The organism is Arthrobacter sp. ZBG10, from assembly GCF_001238605.1.
Classification (GTDB): Bacteria; Actinomycetota; Actinomycetes; order Actinomycetales; family Micrococcaceae; genus Arthrobacter.
Genome location: NZ_LFQH01000073.1, coordinates 16,330 through 36,115, shown reverse-complemented (window position 1 = coordinate 36,115; position 19,786 = coordinate 16,330). Strand labels below are relative to the sequence as shown.

The window sequence follows — 19,786 nt, the reverse complement described above, 5'->3', positions numbered from 1 at the left end:
AACCAGCCGGAAACAAACGCCGCCTTCTCGCCGAAGAACTCCCGGGCGTAGGAAACGAAGGAACCGGACGAGGGCCGGTGCAGGACCAGTTCACCGAGGGCCCGGAGGATCAGGAACGCGAAGAAACCACACACCGCGTACGCGATCACCAGCGACGGGCCAGCCTCGGCCAAGCGGCCACCGGCGCCCAGGAACAGGCCGGTACCGATCGCACCGCCAATGGCGATCATCTGGATCTGCCGCGGCTTCAGGTTCTTGTGGTAACCCGCGTCCTCAGCGTGCAGGGACGACTCGGTCGCATGGGCGTGGCCACCATCAATCAGGTGGTCGGGAATGGGGGAGTTTGTCATGGGGGGTGTCCTTTGATGTGCCGGGTTCAGGGTCAGGCCGGAGCCTGGTTGCTGAGGTTGGCAAGGCGTTCGGGGCTGAGGAGTTCCTGAAGCTGTTCAGAGGTAAGGAGTCCGTGTTCAAGGACCAGTTCGGCCACACCCTTGCCGGTGGCGAGGGCTTCCTGCGCAATGGCGGTGGCAGTGGCGTAGCCCAGTTGGGGGTTCAGGGCGGTGACCAGTCCGATGGACTGCTCCACGGTGAGGCGGAGCCGTTCGGTGTTGGCGGTGATGCCCCGGATGCAGCGGGCCGTGAGGGTGCGGCAGGCTGCTTCCAGGTGTGAAATGCTCTTGTGGAGGCTGTGGACAATGATGGGTTCGAAGGCGTTGAGCTGAAGTTGTCCGGCTTCGGCGGCCATGGTGATGGTCACGTCGTTGCCGATGACCTCGTAGGCCACCTGGGAGACAACTTCCGGGATGACCGGATTGATCTTGCCGGGCATGATCGAGGATCCGGACTGCACGGCCGGAAGGTTGATCTCGCCGAATCCCGCGCGGGGGCCGGAGGAGAGCAGGCGGAGGTCGTTGCAGATCTTGGAGAGTTTCACGGCCACACGCTTCAGCACACCGGACAGGTGCACAAATGCGCCGACGTCCTGGGTGGCTTCGATGAGGTCGACGGCGGTCACCAGCGGCAGGCCGGTGATGGCGGCCAGGTGCCGGCAGGCTGCCCCGGCGTAGCCGGCGGGGGCGTTCAGGCCCGTTCCGATGGCCGTGGCACCCAGGTTGATTTCGTGGATGAGCAGTTCGGCCTCGGCCAGCCGGAGCCGGTCCTCGCCGATGGTGACGGCGTAGGTGCCGAACTCCTGGCCCAGGGTCATGGGCACGGCGTCCTGGAGCTGGGTCCGGCCCATCTTCACCACGGTCCGGAATTCCAGCGCCTTCGACGCGCAGGCCTCCTCAAGTTCGGCAAGTGCGTCGAGGAGTTCCCGGGCGGCGAAGATGGTGCCCAGTTTGACGGCCGTGGGGTAGACGTCGTTGGTGGACTGGCTGAGGTTCACATGGTCGTTGGGGTGCAGCCTGGCGTAGTCGCCTTTGGGGTGGCCCAGGATTTCCAGGGCACGGTTGGCGATGACCTCGTTGGCGTTCATGTTCGACGACGTCCCCGCGCCGCCCTGGATGACGTCCACCACAAACTGTTCGCTCAGCTGGCCGGCCATGATGTCCTGGCAGGCCTGTTCGATGGCGTCTGAGCGCTCCGCGTCCAGCAGCCCGAGCTCCCGGTTGGTGCGGGCTGCGGCCAGTTTCACGGCCGCCAAGCCACGGACCAGGTGCATGTTGGAGGAGAGCTTCTGGCCGGTGATGGGGAAGTTTTCAACGGCGCGGAGGGTGTGGACACCCCAGTAGGCATCGGCCGGGACGTCGCGGTCGCCCAGCAGGTCATGTTCGGACCGGAGGCCGGGGGCGGCGGTTGCGGTGTTGTTCAGGGTGGTCATGGTGGTCCTCACGGGGCTTCGTTGACGGGCTTGGACTGGGCAGGTTCGGGGGTTTTGGGGTGGCCGGCGACGGGAGGCGCTGCCCGGGTCAGGAAATCGGTGGCCTGCAGGGCACCCACCTGGTGGCCGCCGCCCAGCACGGGGGAGCCGGCGATGGCTGCGAGGGGTGCGGTGTCCACGCCCAGGCTGCCCAGGAGGGTGGTGGTGGCGGGCATCCTGGCGCGGTCGCCGCCGTCGGAAATCTTTACCGCCACGGCGCTGCCGTCCGCCAGCCCAACCAGCTGGATGCCTTCAAAGCCGTCCTTGGCCACGGCGCCGGGAAGCAGGCGCATGAGGGTGGTGACGTCCCTGCCTTCCCCGGCCACCATGTCCGGGTGCTGCATCATGGCAAGCCCGACGGCGGCTTCCGGGGTGCCGTCGTCGACCGCGGCGGCGCGCGCAATCCGGCCGAAGGCGCGGGCCATCCCGCGCAGGGTCAGGGCGAACAGGGGCGTGCCGCAGCCGTCGGTGCTGACGGCCAGGGGCTCCTCGCCGGTCAGGTCGATGATGGTTTCGGCCACCAGCTGCTGAAGCGGGTGATCCGGTGCCAGGTAGCCCTGGACCGGCCAGCCGTTGATGACGCACGTGGCGGCCATGGCGGCGTGCTTGCCGGAGCAGTTCTGGGTGAGCTGGCTGGCGGCGCCGCCGTCACGGAGCCAATCCTCGCGTTCGGTGGTGCCGTAGGGCAGGTCGGTGCTGTTTTCCAATGAGCCCTGGGTGAGGGAGTGCATCTCGAGAATGCGCAGGGCGCCGTCGCGGTGCCGGGCGGCGCCGGAGTGGCTGGCCGCTGCCAGGGCCAGCAGGTCCATGGGCAGGACGAGCCCGGCGCGGAGCATGGCCACTGCCTGCAAGGGCTTCAGCGATGAGCGCGGGTAAAACGGCGCCAGGGGTTCGCCGGCTGATGCCATTGTTGCGCCGTCGGCGCTGATGGCGATGGCGGAGCCGTAGTGGACACTTTCCACGAGGCCGTCGCGGGTTGCGGTGACCAGGGGTACATGGCCGGGCAGGGCGCGGTGGGCCTCGTGGGCAGCGGAAAACATCGGGGAGGGCATGGAGTCCTTGGGTAGGTTGCTTGGTGGCTACTGGTGGGGGCTTCGCGGTTACTTGTTGAGGATTGAGTCCAGGGCCAGGCCCACGGCGTTCAAGTGGTGTGACATGGCGGAGCGGGCATCATCGGCGGAGCCCGCTTCGATGGCGGCGAGGATCTGCTGGTGCTCGATGTCGGAGGCGTGCTGGCGGTCGGCCACCATGTTCAGGGTTTCCGACTGGTGGGCCAGGGCCTCGCGGATGTCTGACACCACGCTGGCGAAGACCTTGTTGCCGCTGGCCCGGGCGATCGTGGCGTGGAAGCTGGAGTCCAGCGAAACCCAGGATTCCAGGTCGGTCTCCGCAGCCATGGCTGCAACGATGTGGCGGAGGGTTTCCAGCTCCTCATCCGTGCGCCGGTGGGCGGCGAGCCCGGCGGCCGGGATTTCGATGTGGGGGCGGGCCTCCGTGAGGTCCCGGGCTGAATACTGGCCCAGGGTGAGGTCGTTGGCTACTTTGTTGGCCATCACAAAGGTGCCCTTGCCGGTTTTGGTGACCGTCAGGCCCAGCGCGGTGCAGGAGCGCAACGCTTCGCGGATGACCGAACGGCTGACACCGTATTGCTGGGAGAGGGTGGCCTCGGAATCAAGCTTGCTGCCCACCGGTACCACACCTGACTCGATGTCGTCCCGGATCGCATTAAAGACAGCTTCCGCGGCGCTGAGGCGGGCCAAGGGCCGGGATGGTGGGCGGGTACGGGCAGGATGTCCTGCTGTCCGGCTGTCTGACAGGTTCACGCCTTAAATATGGCACCGGTCACACCGAGTGTCAATGCGGTTTCCGTTTATTTCCGGGAATGCTGGTCAGGTACTTCGGGAATTGCTGTCCGGGCCGCACGCATTCCGGGTGCACCAATGGAGCCCGGGCAGGTGCTGCTGCCCCGGCCGGGATTGCCCGGTGGGGTGTCAGAGGTGCTGGATGCCTGCCCGCTGCATGGCGTCCTTGTAGGTCTCCACGCTCTTGGTGAGGAGTTCTTCCTGCTTCGTTTCGGATACGGCAAAGGCCCGCCCGCCAAGCGCGGAGGCCTTGTAGACCTTGATGCCGCTGTTCCGGAGGGACGAGTGGTACGTCTTTTCGAACAGGGTGAGGAATGCGGAGGCATCCGTGCCGTGGGCGATGATTGCCGAGACCCGCGAATTGATCTTGAGGAACTGGCGGAACGGCCGGAGTCCGTCTGTCTTCTCCTGCACACTCAGCGCGGAGGGAAGGCCAGGGTCCCTGACCCACGGGTACGCGTTCCAAGGCATTACGTAGCGGGGGTCGAGTTCGGCGATCTCGTAGATCTGGGTGGCGCGTCGGGCACCCTCGTCGTCATTGTTGTGCGACACAAAACCTGATTCGGTGCCCTTGCCGGGGCTGACCTGCAGGGTGACGATGCGGCATTCGTCCTCGTCATGCACCGGGTCAATGTACGGGACGGTGGAACCCGGCTTCTTTTCCATCAGTTCATCGCAAAGCTGGGTCACCTTGGCGATGTTCGGTTCCTGTAGCAGGGCCTTTTTTTCGTCCCAATCAATCGTCACGATTTCTCCCTCGGCAGCAAGGCGTCCAGAATCAGGCGTCCTATGCCACTCTACGCTTTCCCGGGTGCAGGTGGCAGAGCGCCTCCAAACACCGGCTTCAGCCTGACTCCTCGGGGAGCGGTATAGGCCAGCGGAAGGTTCCGGGGAGGGCCGGCGCGACGGACCGGTAGGTGTGGCCGGTGGGTGTCCTGGTGTCCACCGCGTGTCTTGTAGCTGCGGGAAGGGTGTCGGCGGGCCGGCTGCTGGCCTCGGCATGGCTGCTGTCTGCGATGTGGCTGTTGGCTGCAGCGTGGTTGTTGCCTACTGCATGCCTGGTTTCCGCGGCCTGCTTTCTGGCTTGAGTATTTCTGCTGTCGATGTGGTGCCCGGTGCCTGGCACTGTCAGTGCAGACCAACCTGCCGATTCCTTTGCTTGGTTGCAGGCCTCGCAAAGCCCCTGCCCATTGGCGTCGCTTGTGTTTTTGTCCTCACGCCAGGGGACAACGTGGTCGTAATGCCGGATGGGCGCGTCACAGTAGGGAGTGCGGCATAGCTGGTCGCGCACCTGGAGGAAGCGTTTGAGGCCAGGCGGAAAAAGCCGGGCTTTCGAATCCATTGCCACCAGCTCGCCGGTTTCCGGTGCGACATACAGCCGGCGAATCCAAGCAGCCAAGGCGGGCTGGCCGGGAGCGGGCTCTCGGTCCAGAGGGAGCTGGTTGGCAGCTGGAGAGGCGGCTGCCGCACCATCCAGGACCGCCGCCCGCGCCCATTCGGCGGGGACAACGCCGTAGCCTGCGAGCCGGGCAGGTTCACTGTCGGCTTGGAAGAGTGTCCTGTCCGTCATGACCAACTGGATTTCGATGCCGGTGATGCCGCCGGGGGTACCTGTCACGCGCTCCACCAGCTCATCCGCCATCAGTTGGCCTTTGGTGCGGCCGTCGCCGGCTGAACGCGCTGAATCGGCATGGCGTGTCAGGTCGGCGTAAACCGCTACCCCTTCTGCAACCGGCAGCAGGGCGGTGAGATAGGCCATGGTGTCCGGTGCAGGCCTGAGGCTTACGGTGCGCTCCGCCGCAGCGTGGCTTGCACGCCGGGCAACCGACCGGGGATCGCGCCTGTACGCTGCGGCCCGGATTGCCGCAACGAGTGACCGGTCCCCGGCGTCCGCCAAGGACCCGTAATCCGGTCCGAACTCGGCGTCCACCGCCCGGCGGTCATCCACGGATAGGTGCGCGGTTTCCCGCACCGCGAGGATGGTCCGCCATTCGTTGAGGCTGCCGCCTGCCAAGGCCTCGGCGGCATGGGGCATTTCGATCAGCGCTTTGGCCATTCCGAGCAGCCGGCCACCCCTGGCGGGAGACTCACGCCGGGCCAATGCAATCTGCGCAGCAACCCCGGCTCCAAGGTCTGCGGCGGCGATGCCTGAGGCGGCCTGTTCCCGGCGCTGCGAGCGGTCAAAGGCAACGGCGATCCGTGCCTGCAGGGCCGCGGCTGCCGACTTCAGGTCCTCCAGCAGTCGAAGCTGGTTGATCATCCCCGCGTCATCGGGACAGATGTGCGCGGTTGCCACCAGCTGCAGCGCGGCCGGCAGGGAAGACCCGGCGTTGCTGGCAACGTCCGTTATAGCCGCCAGGTGCTCGCGAAGGTCCATACCTCAATTTTCCGGGAATCCGTCGGTGGAGCTGGAAAGAAAGTCCCGTATGTGGACAACTTCAACAGCGTAAACTAGCTCAGATTCAATTGTGGTTATATTCCCGAAGCGGGTATATATTCGCCACTATGACCGAGGCAATTTTCTGGATCCTCACGGCGCTCGCGGGAGGCCGCCAGCACGGCTACGCCATCCTGCGGGACGTTGAACAGCTCGCTGCGGGCAGCCAGACCATCAGGGTTACAACCCTGTACGCCAGCCTTGAGCGGCTGGAGCGGGACGGCAAGGTCCGGCATGCGGGCGATGAGACCGTGGACGGTCGTGCCAGGCGGTACTACGAACTTACGGATGAAGGACGCCAGTCGTTGTCCGCTGAAGCAGAACGCCTTGCTGCAAGGTTGCGTGCGGCGGAAAGCAGGCTTGGCGGGCGCCGGCCGTTGCCTGTGAAGCCTGCCTCGGCGGCAAGGGTGAGCAAGGGGCAGACAGATCTCCCTGGGCTGGCCACATGAGCAGGGACCTGCGTAATCGGTACGGCCGGCTGCTGCGTTGGTATCCGCACTCGTGGCGGGTCAGGAATGGGGCCGTCATGTTGGCCACCCTTGAACAAGACGCCGCGGAGCGGGGTCTATCGCGGCCATCCCGGGCGGACGTGTGGTCCCTGCGTTCCCACGGTCTCGGAGAAAGAGCGACACCCCGCGTGGCCGCGGTCTTCGCTGCGGTGTCGGCCCTGGCTTTCGCCGGAGCCGTGGCACTGCTGCTGACCAGCACGTCACTGCCGCCGGAAACACAAGCCTTCAGGATGCTTTTGGCGTCTTTTGCAGGACCGCTTGGTTTGTCCCTCGCAGCGACAGCGCTGATGCACCGTACCGGCAGGCTATCGGCTCCGGCGGCGCTCTTTACCGCAGTAATAGCCGTTCCGGCGTGCGCATTGGCGGGGCTGTCACTGTCCAGCATCGCCGTGGGCTTCGAGGAAGCAGACCTGGCACAGGGGAACAGTTGGTTTGGATCCGCTTCCCTGCTGTTTGTTGCCGCAGGCTGGGCGGCGGGAACCATCTTCCTCCTGGCACCGGTGAACGCCGTCCTGCGGGTCCGCGGCACGCTGTTCCGGCAGATGGCATTGTCTGCCCTGGTGGCGGTCCCGTCAGCCGTGGTCTTAGGCGCCATGATCATGATTGGCCAGTTCCTGAACACCATTGTGGCCGTGGTGGTCCTGATTGTGGCTTTGCGGATGGGTAGCGGAGGGACCGGATCCCCGGCTGATTCCGGCTGGACGCAAAACACCGCATCAGTTGGCTCGTCCGGACCCACGGCACATGCCGCGGCAGACAGGCACCGGATGCCCGCACCCCGGCTTGCCGGCCGGGACCGCAAGGCGGCACGAACCGGGGCCCTTTTTGGCTTGGTACTGGGTTTGGCCTGTGCCGCATTCGCCCTCGCCGGCAGCGAATGGACGTCCTTCGCCTCGGACTCCACCAGGGCCATGAACCTTGGCTTAGGCGCCGGCGCTGTTACTGCCGTATCGGTGGTCCTCGCGGCCGGACGAATTCTTGCGCCCGTGGTGGGCAAGGTCATCCGGTGGTCCGTCCTGCTCTGCTGCGCAGCTCTCATCATGGAGGCAGTTGCCCAGCTCCTCGGTGCGGGCCATCCACGGCAGTGGCCGGTGACGCTGGTCGCGGCCAGCCTTATGGGCTGCGCTTTGGTGCTCCCACTGGGACGGCTCCTGCCCGGCGGCCGGTCACTGCGCATCTTTGGCGTGGCTTTTATGGCCGTGGCAGGGATCTGGCCAGGACTCATGCTTGTTGCCGCGGCCGGCTTCCTTTCACCTGTGGTTGCCGCCGTCATTCTGGTACTGATGGGAGTCCGCAAGAGGGCCCGGCCGGAGCCGGGACACCATCTGTCCGGGCGGCCCGGCACGCTGGGTCCCGGCAATGCTGTTCAATGAAGTTATGCAGTTCAGCAAGAAGGGCCTGAAAGCCGAGGGCTTTGCAGGCTTCAGGGCAATCGAAGACCTCGCCATCATCAGGGTTCCCCAAGGGCCGGGAATCTTCACCATCATGGCGCCGGCGGATTTCGAACCCCGGTACCTGAAGACCAGCACGGCCGGTACCTTCAAAAAACGCAGCCCCACCCTGCCGAAGGATGCGCTCGCCGCTGAGTGGGTGGACGGCGCAGCTGTCCTGTACCTCGGCAAGGCAGGCCCGGGAAGCAAGGGCAACCGGGGCCTGCGCCGCCAGATCCAGGAGTTCCTGGACTTCGGCCGGGCCCGCCCGCCGGGCCACTGGGACGGCCGGCTGGTCTGGCAACTGCTCGACTCGGAGTCGTTGGTGGTCGCCTGGAAGGAGATGTCAGCCGAACAGCTCAGCGCCGCGGAAGCCGGGTACCACGCCGCCTTCGTCGAGTCCTATGGGCGGTTGCCGTTCGCGAACCTAGAGCAGGCGCGCGTCGCCGGGTAGGCCATTCCGGTCCGCAGCGGTGACACCAAAAGCTAACCGGGCATCCCGCCGTCGTATGTGAAACGCCCGGCCACCAGCGTGCCTGCCACCGGCATGGCGGCGAAATCCGGGTCCGGAACGGCCAGCGGATCCGCGTCCAGGAGTACAAGGTCGGCCGGGTCGCCCACCCGGACCGTCCCGCGGCCCCGCGTGGAGGCTGCCAGGGCCTGCCGGCGGGTGATGGCTTCAGCCGGATGCCAGGGCTCCCGGCCGTCAAAAGCCGAACGGGTGGTGGCGGCGGACATGGCCGCCCACGGATCCAGCGGCGCCACCGGCGCGTCCGAACCGAAAGCGAGTGTTGCGCCCGCATCCAGCAGCCGGCGCAACGGAAACGCCCGGTCCGTCCGGCCCGGCCAGTTGGAATCGGCCGCATCCCGGTCATCGAGGGCGTGGCACGGCTGCACGCTGGCCACCACTCCCAGCCGGCCAAAGCGGGCAAAGTCATCGGCGCGGACAAACTGCGCATGCTCGATCCGCCCGCCAATGCACGCCCGCTCGAAGGCGTCCAGGGCCAGCTGGTTGGCAGCGTCGCCGATCGCATGCACAGCGGGCACAAAGCCTGTCCCGCGGGCCCGCACCAGCAGGTCCAGAAGTTCGGCTTCGTCCACCGTGAGCAGGCCGTGCCCACCAAAGGGGTAGGGATCAACGCAGTAAGCGGTGCGGGTGTTGAGCGACCCGTCGATGAGCACCTTCAAGGGACCTGTCCGCAACAGCCCGCCGCCGCCGGGAAGTTCCACGCCGGTCCGCATGCCCAGCCCCGCCGCGCGTTCGAGGTCCTGCGGATACACCCCGGCCTCGACCCGGAGGGTGTCGAAGCCCGCACCGAACCTGCGCAGCCACGGATCACGGTTCCACGTCATTTCGAAGTCGACCAGGCCCACGATGCCTTTTGCAGCGGCCGCCCGGGCTGCCTGTTGCACCCACTCATCCAGGACGTCGTCCGGCAGCCGGCCCAGCTCGCGGGTCAGGAGGAACGCCGGTTCCTCCCGCAGCAACCCGGACCCGTCCACAGCCAGGGAATGGCGGCGGGCGGCAGCATTGTTGACCCACACGCAGTGCAGGTCGTGGCTGATCAGGGCGGTGGGCCGGTCTCCCGTTGCCCCGTCCAACAGCTCCAGTGTTGGCGCATCAGGCCACAGTGCGTCGCGGAACCCCACCCCCACGGCAGTGACGTCGCTGCCGGGTGCGGCCAGCAGGTGGCGTTCGACGGCGGCCGCCGCCCCGAGTGCCGAGGCCGCACCTGACAGGTCGATCCGGTTGGCGTGCATGGCCCACTGGTTCAGGTGTACGTGCTCGTCCCAGAGCCCGGGTATGACAAACCGGCCGTCGCAGTCGAGGACTTCAATGCCGGCGGCACCTGCCAACGGCCCGGTGCTGACGCCTGCCACGATGCCATCACGAAGGTGGAGGTTGAGGGGCCCGTCCGGCCCGTCCCCGGCAGGCAGGCGGACTGCCGCGAGGATCAGCTCAGTCATGCCGGCCCGACAGCCGCTCCATTTCACGGCGGTCCTTCTTGGTGGGCCGGCCGGCCCCGCGGTCACGCTGCGGCAGGCCCAGCGCCGGGGCCACCGGGCGGGGCGGGGTGTGGTCGGTGAAGCAGTGCGAAGCCACCTCAGCGCCCACACGTTTGGCGAGCAGCCGGCGCACCTCCAGGGTGCGTTCATAGCCGGACATGCGGACGGTGACGGTATCGCCGGTCACCAGGGTTGCCGATGCCTTGGCCGGGCTGCCGTTCAGGCGGACGTGACCGGCCCGGCACGCGGCCGTGGACGCGGAGCGGGTCTTGTAGGCGCGGACAGCCCACAGCCACGCATCGATGCGGACACTGGCGGGGGAGGATGGAATGCTGGTCATGGCTGGCACCGAGTATAGCGCCGCGGCCTGCGGCTCAGGCGGCGGCTTTCCCGCCGGGGGTCCTAGTCGACGCGGACTGACACCCGGTGCACCATGTTGTTGCCCATCCCCTGGTAGTTCCAGTTCTGCTCCAGGGGCTGGGTGGCGCCGGTGTCGTCAGTGGCGCGGCAGCACAGGACGTGTTCGCCGGGATCGGCGGTCCACGGCACCGTCCACTTCCGCCAGGCGTACCCACCCAGGGATTTTTCCAGCTGCGCGGGCATCCATTGGCCGTCCACGCCAACTTCGACGCCGGTCACCGCTCCCTGCCCGGACCAGGCCCGCCCTTCCAGCAGCACCTGCCCCCGCGGCACCACCCGGTGGCGCGTGAAAAAGTCCGGGACTCCCGGCGGAACCATCAGCGAACGCACCCTGATCCGCGAAACCGGGGTGCCGGCGTCGTCAGCGGAATCCTGGTACCGGTACGCGTCCTGCTGCTGGTAGCCCGCAAAGGGGGCCGTGACCACCTCGATGGATTCCAGCCATTTCACGCTCGCCATCCCGTACCAGCCCGGAACCACCAGGCGCAGCGGATGGCCGTGCTGGGGCGGCAGGTCGCCGCCGTTCATGGCGTAGGCGAGGACGACGTCGGGCCGCATCGCCTCGTGGATCGGCAGGCTCCGCGCAAACTTCTGTGGGACGCCACCCTGGATTCCGGCGTCGACGCCGGTAAACACCACCTCAACGGCCTGCGGCAGGACCCCTGCCTTCCCCAGCAGGTGGGACAGCGGAACACCGGTCCAGTTGGCCGTCCCCACGGCCTCAAGAACCCACGGCTGGCTGACCGGCCGAGGCGCCAGCAGCGACCGGCCGTTGCCGGCGCATTCAAGGGTCACCGGCACCGTGATGCCGGGTTCTTTCCTCAGCGCGGCCATGCTGATTTCCAGCGAGCGTTCCACGGCTCCGCCAACCTGCAGGTGCCAGGTGGCGGCATCAAGGTCCGGAATGTCGAAGTGGGTCAGGACGTAGTGCAGACCCGGCGCGGTGAAGTCCCGGCGGAGCGCCTCCAGCGGCATGGCATGGTTCCGGGCCGCCAGCTGCAGCTCGGGCGGCGTGAGCGGGCCGTCGGTCGGCCCGGCCGGCGCGGGAACCCCGACTGGCCACGGGTACTGCGTGGATTGCTGGAAGTCGTGGATCTGTGCCATGGCGCTGCGCTCCTCAGGACTGGTTTACGCCTGCTTTATCCCGGCCGTCAACAACTACAGCTGCGTCCGGGTCAGGAACTCCGCCAGGCTGATGGGGTCCTGCCCGGTCAGCCCATGCACGTCGGGCGAAACGCCGGCCATGTGGCCTGCCGCCATCGCCGTGTAGGTGCTGACCCAAGCATCAAGCTGCCAGTCCGGGGCGCCGTAGGAGGCCCTGGACGCGTACGCCTCCTGTAGGGTCTCCGGCTCGTAGCTGATGGTGCGGCCGGTTCCAGCCGTCATGACGGCGGCGGCCTGGGACAGTGTGAGCTCCTCGGGGCCCGTCAGGTTATACGTCATGCCCCGGTGGATCGCCGGATCCCGGAGGACGGCCACCGCGCTCCGGGCCACGTCCTCGCGAGCGACCCCGGAGAAGGCGCCATTCCCTGCAGGACCGCGGATCACTCCCCCGCCATCCGCCAGCAGCGGCAGGAAGTCGAGGTAGAAATTGTCCCGGAGGAACGTGAACCCCATCCCGGAAGCGCGGATGTGCTGCTCCGTGGCGAAATGGTCCCGGGCCAGGGTGAAGGTGGCGTCCGGGGCGGCACCGTAGAAGGACGTATACACCACGTGCTCCACGCCGGCACGTACTGCGGCATCAATGAAGGCGTAGTGCTGCTGCACCCGGTCCTCGGTTTCGGCCGCGGAGACCATAAACAGGAGCTTGGCTCCCGCCAGTGCCTGTTCGGCGGCCGCGGCGTCGCCGTAGCTGCAGGCAAGGGTCGGGGCGTTGTCCAGCTGCGGCGCCCGGGACGGGTCACGGGCCAGCAGGCGCTGGGCCGTGCCGTCCGCGGACAGTTGCCGGGCCACCATCCCGCCCAGGCCGCCGGTGGATCCGGTGACAGCGAGCTGCGGAAGGTTTTCCGGGCTGGGTTCGGACGCCATGGCCGGCCTACGCTTCGCGCTTCTCGGGCGACTTGGTCAGCGCAGGATCGCGCTCGGCCAGCGAACCGATGGCGTCGTCAATTTTCTTCATCACGTCCGGGTCGAGGGTGACACCGGCAGCGGCCACGCTGTCAGCGATCTGTTCCGGCCGGGAAGCACCCACGATGGCCGAAGCGACGTTGGGGTTCTGCAGCACCCAGGCCACCGCGAGCTGCGGCATGGTCAGCCCGGCTTCCGCGGCGATCGGCTTGAGGTCCTGCACACCGGCCAGCACGTCGTCGCGCATCCAGCGCTGGATCATTTTGGCGCCGCCCTTGTCGTCGGTGGCGCGGCTGCCCTCCGGTGCAGGCTGGCCGGGCAGATACTTGCCGCTCAGCACACCCTGCCCCATCGGGGACCAGACGATCTGGGACACGCCCAGCTCCTCGGAGGCGGGCACAATGTCGGCCTCGATGACACGCCACAGCATGTTGTACTGCGGCTGGTTGGAAATCAGCTGGAAGCCCAGGTCCTTCGCCAGTGCGTGACCGTCCCTGAGCTGCTCCGCCGTCCATTCGCTGACCCCGATGTACAGCGCCTTGCCCTGCCGGACCACGTCCGCGAACGCCTGCATGGTCTCTTCGAGGGGCGTTTCGAAGTCATACCGGTGGGCCTGGTAAAGGTCCACGTAGTCGGTCTGCAGCCGGGCCAGGGAACCGTTGATGGACTCCATGATGTGTTTGCGGGACAGGCCCAGGTCGTTTTTGCCCTTGGGGCCGGTGGGTCCGTAGACCTTGGTGAAGATCTCCAGGGATTCCCGCCGTTCGCCCTTCAGGGCGTCACCGAGCACTGTTTCCGCTGCTGTATTGGCGTAGACGTCGGCCGTGTCGAAGGTGCTGATCCCTGCATCGAGGGCTGCCCGGACGCACTGGGAGGCGACGTCGTTCTCCACCTGTGAGCCGTGCGTCAGCCAGTTGCCGAACGTAATTTCCGAAACTTTGAAGCCGCTGTTACCGAGGTATCTGAATTCCATGGTTTTCACGCTAGCCCAGATGGTTGCTCAGGGTAAGTGCTGGCGGTCCTTGGCTTGGGAGGCATTGGTGGTGGCGGGCTTTGGCATGGCCGGCTTCCTCTTGGGGCCCTGCGGCGGGCCCGCCAACGACATCAGTGACCCCGTGTCGAGCGGCGAAAGGGGTGCCGCCGGGGGTTTCTGGAAGGAGCGCGGCGCGCTGCCGGCTGGAGTCTTCGCCGCCAGGGCCGACTCAACGAGCGGGGCCACCTCGTCAACTTTTCCGGCAGGAAGCTCGGGGTCCGGCAGATCCCGGACGGAAACCTTGATGTTGGGTGCGGCCGCCCGGGCTTTGGCCATGGCGCGCGCGTCCGCCTGGGATACCGCGGCGGCCCAGCCTTCGGACAGGACCGCAGGTTCCCGCTTGGCGGCGGTTTTCGCGGCGGAAAGGAGCGGATGGCGGACGACGGCGGTGCGCAGCGCAGTGATCCGGCCGGCCTGCAGCAGCCCCGCGCGGGCGCGCCAGGGCGTGCCTGCGGCGGGAGCCCCGGCGTCGGGCGTTCCTGCCGGGTCCTGCTGTCCCGACGGGCCGAAACGGATGGATTCCACCCGGCGGAGGCGGCCGAAGACGAGCATCAGCACCAGGGCGACCAACCGGCCCAGGCCCGCGAGGACCAGGGTGGTGACGCCCAGGAGGAACAACACGACGAACATCAGGAAGGCAACGCCCATGGTGCCCAAAAAGGTCAGGTTGAGGATGAGCGTGTCCGGATTCTCCACGTCAGCTCTCCTTTCGGCCGGCAGCGGGGCGCGCACCGGCAGCCGTCCCCCAGGGCGGCAGCTTCCCCTCCACCATACGGATTTTTGGCTCCACGTGCCCCCGCCGCGGGCGGCACGTCCCGGGTTGTTTCGAACCTGTTACCGGATGTGGCATCACGGCCGCGTTTATAGTCGGAGGAAGCAGATCGCCATCAGGTCCAGGGTTGGCGCTGAGAACAGCCGGAAGCGGAAAAGAGGACAGAGTGGCGGAGGATTCCGGCAACGCGAACTGCAGGTGCCTTTCCGGCGAGCAGTATGGCCACTGCTGTGGCCGGTTCCACTCGGGGGCATCGGTTGCAGCCACGGCGGAGCAGTTGATGCGTTCGCGCTACACGGCCTTTGCCCTGCTGGATAGCGAATATCTGCGGCGGACGTGGCACCCTCGGACCGCGCCGGCGGACCTGGAACTGGACCCGGACCTGCAATGGCGCCGGCTGGACATCGTATCCACTGCACGCGGCGGCCCGCTGGACACGGAGGGGACGGTGGAGTTCAAGGCCTACTTCCGCCAGGACGGCGAGCGGGGCATCCTGCATGAAACCAGCAGGTTTGTCCGGGAGAATGGCCGCTGGCTTTACGTGGACGGCCAGCTGCACGGCTGATGCCGCAACCCGGTGCCGCCGGGAAGCCTGCCCGGGGTGAAGGGCTCCGGCCGGTCAGTATGCGTCGGCGTCGTTGGCAGGCGTGAAGCCTGCCCGGTCCACCTTCCGGTGGAACCGCATCCCGGCCAGGCCGCCCAGGACCGCGCCCACCAGGGCGATCAGCGCCACAACAACCGCGGCAATGATGCTGGTTGTGGTCAGCTGGCCCTCATTGACGGGGATCCGGGGAAAGCTGTTCAGGTTGGCCAGCACGTTGAACTGCTGGCCTGCCACCAGCCCCAGGATTGCGACGACAATCGCGGCGATAAGTGCCCAGATCCACACCATCAGGCCCTGCCGGGCACCGTTGAACCGGGCCATCCGGCCCGCGACGTAACCGCCGGAGTAATAGGAGAGGAAAAGGATGACCAGCAGGACGATGATGCCCACCAGCCCCACGGTTCCGTCCGACGCCGCCTGGTTGACGGCGTCGTTGACATCAGTGTTGCTGGCCAGGCCCACCGCCGTGCCTGCCGCTGCCACCAGGGCCGTCAAAAGCACCGCCATCCCGGTGGCAGTCAGCCAGCCGAAAAAAGCCGATCCCACCTTGATGCCGCCGAACTGCTCCTTTTCCCGGGCCACGGCTGTCTGCCGGTCCGTCAGGGAGGTGTCCCCGGCGGCAGCGTCCCCACGGACGCCGCGGTACGGAAGGTTCTCGGGATCAGGTGCGCTGCTCATGGCTCAACTCAACCACCGCCCCGCCGTGATAGCAAGGGTGCTTATTATTTCGTGACCTGCCGCGTCAGCGGTAGTTCCGGTGCAGGTTCTCCTTGTGCGAGGGGCCGGGCGAAGCGTCGGCAATCCACGGCCCGGTACCTTCGGACTGGTCCAGCACCCCCGCCTCGAGCCAGGTGTAATGACCGTCAAGGACTTTACGGGTCAGTGCGGTGTCGGAGTCGTCGGTGTTCCGCCAGAGCTGGTCAAACAGTTCCTCGACCCGGACCCGTGCCTGTTCGCAGTAGGCTTCGGCCAGTTCATAGGCGCCGGCACCATGTTCCGGCTGTGTCCGCAGCAGCATTTCCGCCCTGGAGCAGCAGGCCGTCATGGCGAACAGCTCGGCGCCGATGTCCACCACCCGGCCCAGGAACGCCTGCTTGCGCTCCAGTTTCGCCTGCCAGCGGCCCATCCCGTAGAACGTCTGCCGGGCCAGGCGGCGGGAGGACCGTTCCACAAACCGCAGTTGCTTGGCCAGCCGGCCGAACCCGGCGTAGGACCGCGGATCCATGCCGGCGCCCGCCACCAGTTTGGGCAGCCACCGGGCGTAGAAGCCGGAGGCGCCGACGGCGGCCCGGGCCTTGTCGGACAGGCTGGCGTCCAGCGAGGCAAGATCGCCGGCGGCAGCCAGGTGGGCGTCCACGGCATCGCGGGCGATCAGCAGCCGCATGATCTCGGAGGAGCCCTCAAAGATCCTGTTGATGCGGAGGTCCCGGAGCTGCTGTTCCGCAGGCACTGCCCGTTCCCCGCGGGCGGCCAGTGACTCTGCTGTCTCAAATCCGCGTCCACCCCGGATCTGCACCAGTTCGTCGGCGATCCGGCAGCTCGTTTCGGTGGCCCACAGCTTGGCCAGCGCGGCTTCGATGCGGACGTCCTTCTGGCCGGCGTCCGCCAGCTCCGCGGACAGTTCAAACACCGCATCCAGCGCGAACGCGGACGCCGCAATGAAGGCGATCTTTTTACCCACCGCCTCGTGTTCGCCCACGGGCCGGCCCCATTGGGTGCGGGCGTTGGACCATTCCCTGGCGATCTTCAGGCTCCAGCGTCCTGACGCCACGCACAGGGCCGGGATGGAAAGCCGTCCGGTGTTGAGGGTGGTCAGGGCAATCTTCAACCCCTGGCCTTCACGGCCCAGGCGGTTGGCTGCCGGGACCCGGACCTGGTGGAAGCGGGTGACGCCGTTCTCAATGCCGCGCAGGCCCATAAAGGCGTTGCGGTTCTCCACGGTGATGCCGGGGGAGTCCATTTCCACAATGAAGGCGCTGATGCCCCCCTTGTGCACGGTCCCGTCCGGGTCCGTCCGGGCCGGAACCACCGCCATCGCCACCACCAGCTCGGCGATCACGCCGTTCGTGGTCCAGAGCTTCACGCCGTCCAGGATGTAGGCGTCGCCGTCGTCCGTTGGCGTTGCCGTACTGCCCATCCGGGCCGGGTCGCTGCCCACATCCGGCTCCGTGAGCAGGAATGCGGTGATGGCGCCTTCGGCGCAGCGGGGCAGGTACTCCCGCTTCTGCTCCGGGGAGCCAAAAACCTTGACCGGTTCCGGCACGCCAATGGAAAGATGTGCGGACAACAGGGCGCCCAGGCTCGGATGGACGCTGCCCAGAAGGGCCAGGGCCCGGCCGTAATACACCAGCGACAGGCCCAGGCCGCCGTATTCCTCGGGAATCTTCATGCCGAACACACCCAGGCCGGCCAGGCCCCGCATGTATTCGTCCGGGATCCGGGAGTCCCTTTCGATGACCTGCCCTGACATGGTGCGGGCAAAAGCGGTGAGCCGTTCCATGAACTCTTCGCCCCGGGCCACGGACGCGGGATCCGGTGTGGGCCAAGGGTGCACCAGGCCCAGGTCGAAACTTCCGAGGTAGAGGCCCTTGGCGAAGCTTGGCCGGTCCCAGCCGGTTTCCCGGGCAGCTTCGGCCACGGCCCTGGCCTGCTCCGGCGTGATGCCGGCGCCGATGTCGCTGGCCGGCACCGGGGTGTCTTCGATGGGGGAGTCGGTGGTGCTGTCCGTAGCGGAGCTCATGGGTTTTCTCCTAGGCCCGAAGTGGCCGGTGAAGCCATGGATCCGCCGGGTTGGAGAACCCTTCAGCTGTCACTCAAGATTACCCGCGGGTAGGTTCCCGTACCAGTGGCAGGCTGGACCTGGAAATCGCCGGCAGCGGCTCCCTGCCGGGCCCGGTGGACCAGCCGGTCCCAGCCCGCGTTGATGCCGTGCACCGCTGCCAGCAGTGCGGTGGACAACACAAACCACGTGGCCTTTCCCACCCCCAGCAGCGCCAGGGCGAGCAGGCCGGCCGTCAACACGAACCCGGCCAGGAGGACGGCAAATACCAGTGTTCCGGCGAAAACCAAGGTGCCCGTTTCCACGGTGCTGAGATCAAAGCTCATGAGTCCCCCTGCTGCGGCGCTGCTTCGGATGAGATCGGTAGCACCGAGCGTAGGGTGCGGCCGCATGCGGGACCAGAGCCCGGGCGCGGGAAAGGCCTGTTGATACGGGATCGAAACACTACCGCCAGGTAGGTCACGGGCCGGTCGCGGCGCCTGCGTTAACCTTGTAGTTGGCAGTTTTCCGTCCGTGCTGCCGCAACCCCGCCCACCCACAGCCCAAGGAGAGTGCGTGCCCCGCTCCGCCAGGTCATCCGCTGACGCGATCAGCGCCAGGCTTCGGGACCTCGAACTCCTGACAAAGGGCCCCGCCTGGGCGCTGACGCGATCGGCTCCCTGGGTGATCGCCGTGCTGCAGGCATCCTTCACCCGTACCCGCCCGCAGCTTCCGCTCGAAGAGTTCCACGCCGACGTCGACTCCTTCCTTGAAGAGCTTCGCCGCCAGGACCCCGGGCTGGGTGGCGGCGCCAACGGGAAGGCCTTCGGCGATGAATGGACGCGGCGGCAGTTCCTGACCCGCCGGAACCAGTCGGGCCGGATTGTTTATGAGGTCACCGAACCTGCAGCCCGCGTGCTGGCGTTCCTGGACAGCCTGTCCAGTGAGCGGTCCACCCTGAACGGCTCCCGCCTGGGCACCCTCCTGGGCGACGTGGAAAAGCTGGCCAACGAAACCAACCCGGACCAAAGCGCGCGGCTGGAATCCCTGGAAGAGGAAATCGGTGAGCGCCGGCAATTGATCCAGGACATCAGCAGCGGCGACTTCGACGGCGTGCTGGATGACGACGACGCCGTGGAAGCCGCCGGCAACATCCTGGACCTCGCGGCCAGCCTGCCCGCCGACTACAAAAAGATGCGTGACCGGATCGAGGAGCTGGTGGGCGGACTCCGCAACCAGATCATCGAGGAATCCCTGACCAAGGGCGCCACGATGGCCCAGGTGCTGGCCGCTGACAAGCGGCTCCGGCAAAGCCCCGAGGGCCGCACGTTCCGGTCGTTCACGGCGTTCCTGGAGGACCCGCAGCAACAGGTCCGGTTCAGGTCCGCCATCGGTGAAGTCCTCAGCAGGCAGTTTGCCGACGACCTGTCCGCGGATGACAGGGAGACCCTGAAGAACCTGGTGGCTGAGCTCCGCCAGCAGCACAGCCAGATCCAGCGGATCTACGGCAAGCTCAGCGAAAGCCTCAACACCTACGTCCAAAGCGACGACTTCCGGCAGTCCGTCCGGCTCCGCAGGGTCCTCCGCGAAGCGGAGCAGGCCATCAGGTCACTCCCGTATGAGCGCGAACGCCCCGGCCTGGTCCGCGGACCGGTGCTCTTCAACGCCGGATTCGAATCGCTGTCGATGGTGAAGCTTTATGACCCGGACGGGTTTGCGGCCCCGCCCAAACTTGCCGACCCCATCGCGTTCAGCGACTCCGACCGGGTGCGCTCGCCGCGGACCGGCAAGGCCAACCCGGCTGCGATCCGTTCCGCCATGGCCGGGGCAGCCACCCTGGCGGACGCCTGGGAACAGCTGCCGCCCGGGGAGCAGCACATCAACACCATCCGCGGCCTCCTCTCCCAGGCCCTGCAGGACGGCGCGGACTTCGACCGCGGGGCCTGGGCCGGACTGGACTTCGAACAGATAGACGGCACCCGGCGCAGGGCATACCTGCCGGTGGTCACCCTCGCAAAGGATTGAC

Annotated in this window: 20 protein-coding genes; 5 read left to right on the top strand and 15 right to left on the bottom strand. The window is 67.1% G+C overall.

Translation table 11 applies throughout. From position 1 onward, the window contains the following. The 6 genes from ACU18_RS16960 to ACU18_RS16935 form a co-directional block, all read right to left on the bottom strand. The coding region (locus ACU18_RS16960) for an amino acid permease (RefSeq protein ID WP_157407799.1) at positions 1-350 on the bottom strand (350 nt) is incomplete at its 3' end. A gap of 32 nt (positions 351-382) precedes the next feature. After that, complete coding sequence (locus ACU18_RS16955; protein WP_050687509.1) at positions 383-1,822, bottom strand: aspartate ammonia-lyase; 1,440 nt, start codon at positions 1,820-1,822, stop codon at positions 383-385. Between the two features lie 8 nt (positions 1,823-1,830). Continuing rightward, a complete protein-coding gene (locus tag ACU18_RS16950) occupies positions 1,831-2,913 on the bottom strand; it encodes an asparaginase (RefSeq protein ID WP_050687507.1) in 1,083 nt (360 codons plus the stop codon). Positions 2,914-2,961: 48 nt separating this feature from the next. Next, positions 2,962-3,684, bottom strand: coding sequence for a FadR/GntR family transcriptional regulator (locus tag ACU18_RS16945; protein WP_050687505.1), 723 nt, complete (start codon positions 3,682-3,684; stop codon positions 2,962-2,964). 168 nt (positions 3,685-3,852) lie between these two features. Then, positions 3,853-4,470 (bottom strand): uracil-DNA glycosylase, encoded by a 618-nt coding sequence (locus tag ACU18_RS16940; RefSeq protein ID WP_050687503.1) that lies wholly within the window; start codon positions 4,468-4,470, stop codon positions 3,853-3,855. Between the two features lie 97 nt (positions 4,471-4,567). Then, positions 4,568-6,100, bottom strand: coding sequence for an HNH endonuclease signature motif containing protein (locus ACU18_RS16935; RefSeq protein WP_050687501.1), 1,533 nt, complete (start codon positions 6,098-6,100; stop codon positions 4,568-4,570). 128 nt (positions 6,101-6,228) lie between these two features. On the opposite strand from ACU18_RS16935, the gene ACU18_RS16930 reads away from it, so the two are divergent. The 3 genes from ACU18_RS16930 to ACU18_RS16920 all read left to right on the top strand — a co-directional run bounded on the left by ACU18_RS16930 (position 6,229) and on the right by ACU18_RS16920 (position 8,553). Further along, on the top strand, positions 6,229-6,609 hold the full coding sequence (locus tag ACU18_RS16930) for a PadR family transcriptional regulator (protein WP_050687499.1): 381 nt from the start codon (positions 6,229-6,231) through the stop codon (positions 6,607-6,609). A gap of 188 nt (positions 6,610-6,797) precedes the next feature. After that, a complete protein-coding gene (locus ACU18_RS16925) occupies positions 6,798-8,042 on the top strand; it encodes a hypothetical protein (RefSeq protein WP_050687497.1) in 1,245 nt (414 codons plus the stop codon). Between the two features lie 4 nt (positions 8,043-8,046). Further along, positions 8,047-8,553 (top strand): hypothetical protein, encoded by a 507-nt coding sequence (locus ACU18_RS16920; protein WP_050687495.1) that lies wholly within the window; start codon positions 8,047-8,049, stop codon positions 8,551-8,553. A gap of 32 nt (positions 8,554-8,585) precedes the next feature. On the opposite strand, the gene ACU18_RS16915 is transcribed toward ACU18_RS16920, so the two are convergent. From ACU18_RS16915 to ACU18_RS16890, 6 genes are all read right to left on the bottom strand, one after another. Continuing rightward, positions 8,586-10,067, bottom strand: coding sequence for an amidohydrolase (locus ACU18_RS16915; protein ID WP_050687494.1), 1,482 nt, complete (start codon positions 10,065-10,067; stop codon positions 8,586-8,588). Further along, a complete protein-coding gene (locus ACU18_RS16910; RefSeq protein WP_050687492.1) occupies positions 10,060-10,446 on the bottom strand; it encodes an RNA-binding S4 domain-containing protein in 387 nt (128 codons plus the stop codon). The genes ACU18_RS16915 and ACU18_RS16910 overlap by 8 nt, the downstream gene beginning before the upstream one ends. Before the next feature lie 62 nt (positions 10,447-10,508). After that, positions 10,509-11,630: a sulfite oxidase gene (locus ACU18_RS16905; RefSeq protein ID WP_050687490.1), complete on the bottom strand. Its 1,122-nt coding sequence runs from the start codon at positions 11,628-11,630 to the stop codon at positions 10,509-10,511. Between the two features lie 54 nt (positions 11,631-11,684). After that, entirely contained in the window at positions 11,685-12,554 is an 870-nt protein-coding gene (locus ACU18_RS16900; protein WP_050687488.1) for an SDR family oxidoreductase, read from the bottom strand. Between the two features lie 7 nt (positions 12,555-12,561). Continuing rightward, positions 12,562-13,566: an aldo/keto reductase family protein gene (locus tag ACU18_RS16895; protein ID WP_050687515.1), complete on the bottom strand. Its 1,005-nt coding sequence runs from the start codon at positions 13,564-13,566 to the stop codon at positions 12,562-12,564. A gap of 27 nt (positions 13,567-13,593) precedes the next feature. Then, complete coding sequence (locus ACU18_RS16890; protein WP_050687486.1) at positions 13,594-14,322, bottom strand: hypothetical protein; 729 nt, start codon at positions 14,320-14,322, stop codon at positions 13,594-13,596. Between the two features lie 242 nt (positions 14,323-14,564). On the opposite strand from ACU18_RS16890, the gene ACU18_RS16885 reads away from it, so the two are divergent. Continuing rightward, positions 14,565-14,963, top strand: a complete 399-nt coding sequence (locus ACU18_RS16885) for a YchJ family protein (RefSeq protein ID WP_050687485.1) — start codon at positions 14,565-14,567, stop codon at positions 14,961-14,963. A gap of 54 nt (positions 14,964-15,017) precedes the next feature. Here the strand turns inward: ACU18_RS16885 and ACU18_RS16880 are convergent, their stop codons facing one another. From ACU18_RS16880 to ACU18_RS16870, 3 genes are all read right to left on the bottom strand, one after another. Continuing rightward, positions 15,018-15,680 carry a hypothetical protein gene (locus ACU18_RS16880; RefSeq protein ID WP_050687482.1) on the bottom strand — a complete coding sequence of 221 codons (663 nt, stop codon included), beginning with the start codon at positions 15,678-15,680 and terminating at the stop codon, positions 15,018-15,020. Positions 15,681-15,744: 64 nt separating this feature from the next. Next, a complete protein-coding gene (locus ACU18_RS16875) occupies positions 15,745-17,742 on the bottom strand; it encodes an acyl-CoA dehydrogenase family protein (RefSeq protein ID WP_050687480.1) in 1,998 nt (665 codons plus the stop codon). 62 nt (positions 17,743-17,804) lie between these two features. Beyond that, a complete protein-coding gene (locus ACU18_RS16870; RefSeq protein WP_050687478.1) occupies positions 17,805-18,107 on the bottom strand; it encodes a hypothetical protein in 303 nt (100 codons plus the stop codon). Between the two features lie 229 nt (positions 18,108-18,336). Between ACU18_RS16870 and ACU18_RS16865 the strand changes: the two genes are divergently transcribed. Continuing rightward, entirely contained in the window at positions 18,337-19,785 is a 1,449-nt protein-coding gene (locus tag ACU18_RS16865; RefSeq protein ID WP_050687476.1) for a DUF3375 family protein, read from the top strand. Position 19,786 lies beyond the last annotated feature (1 nt).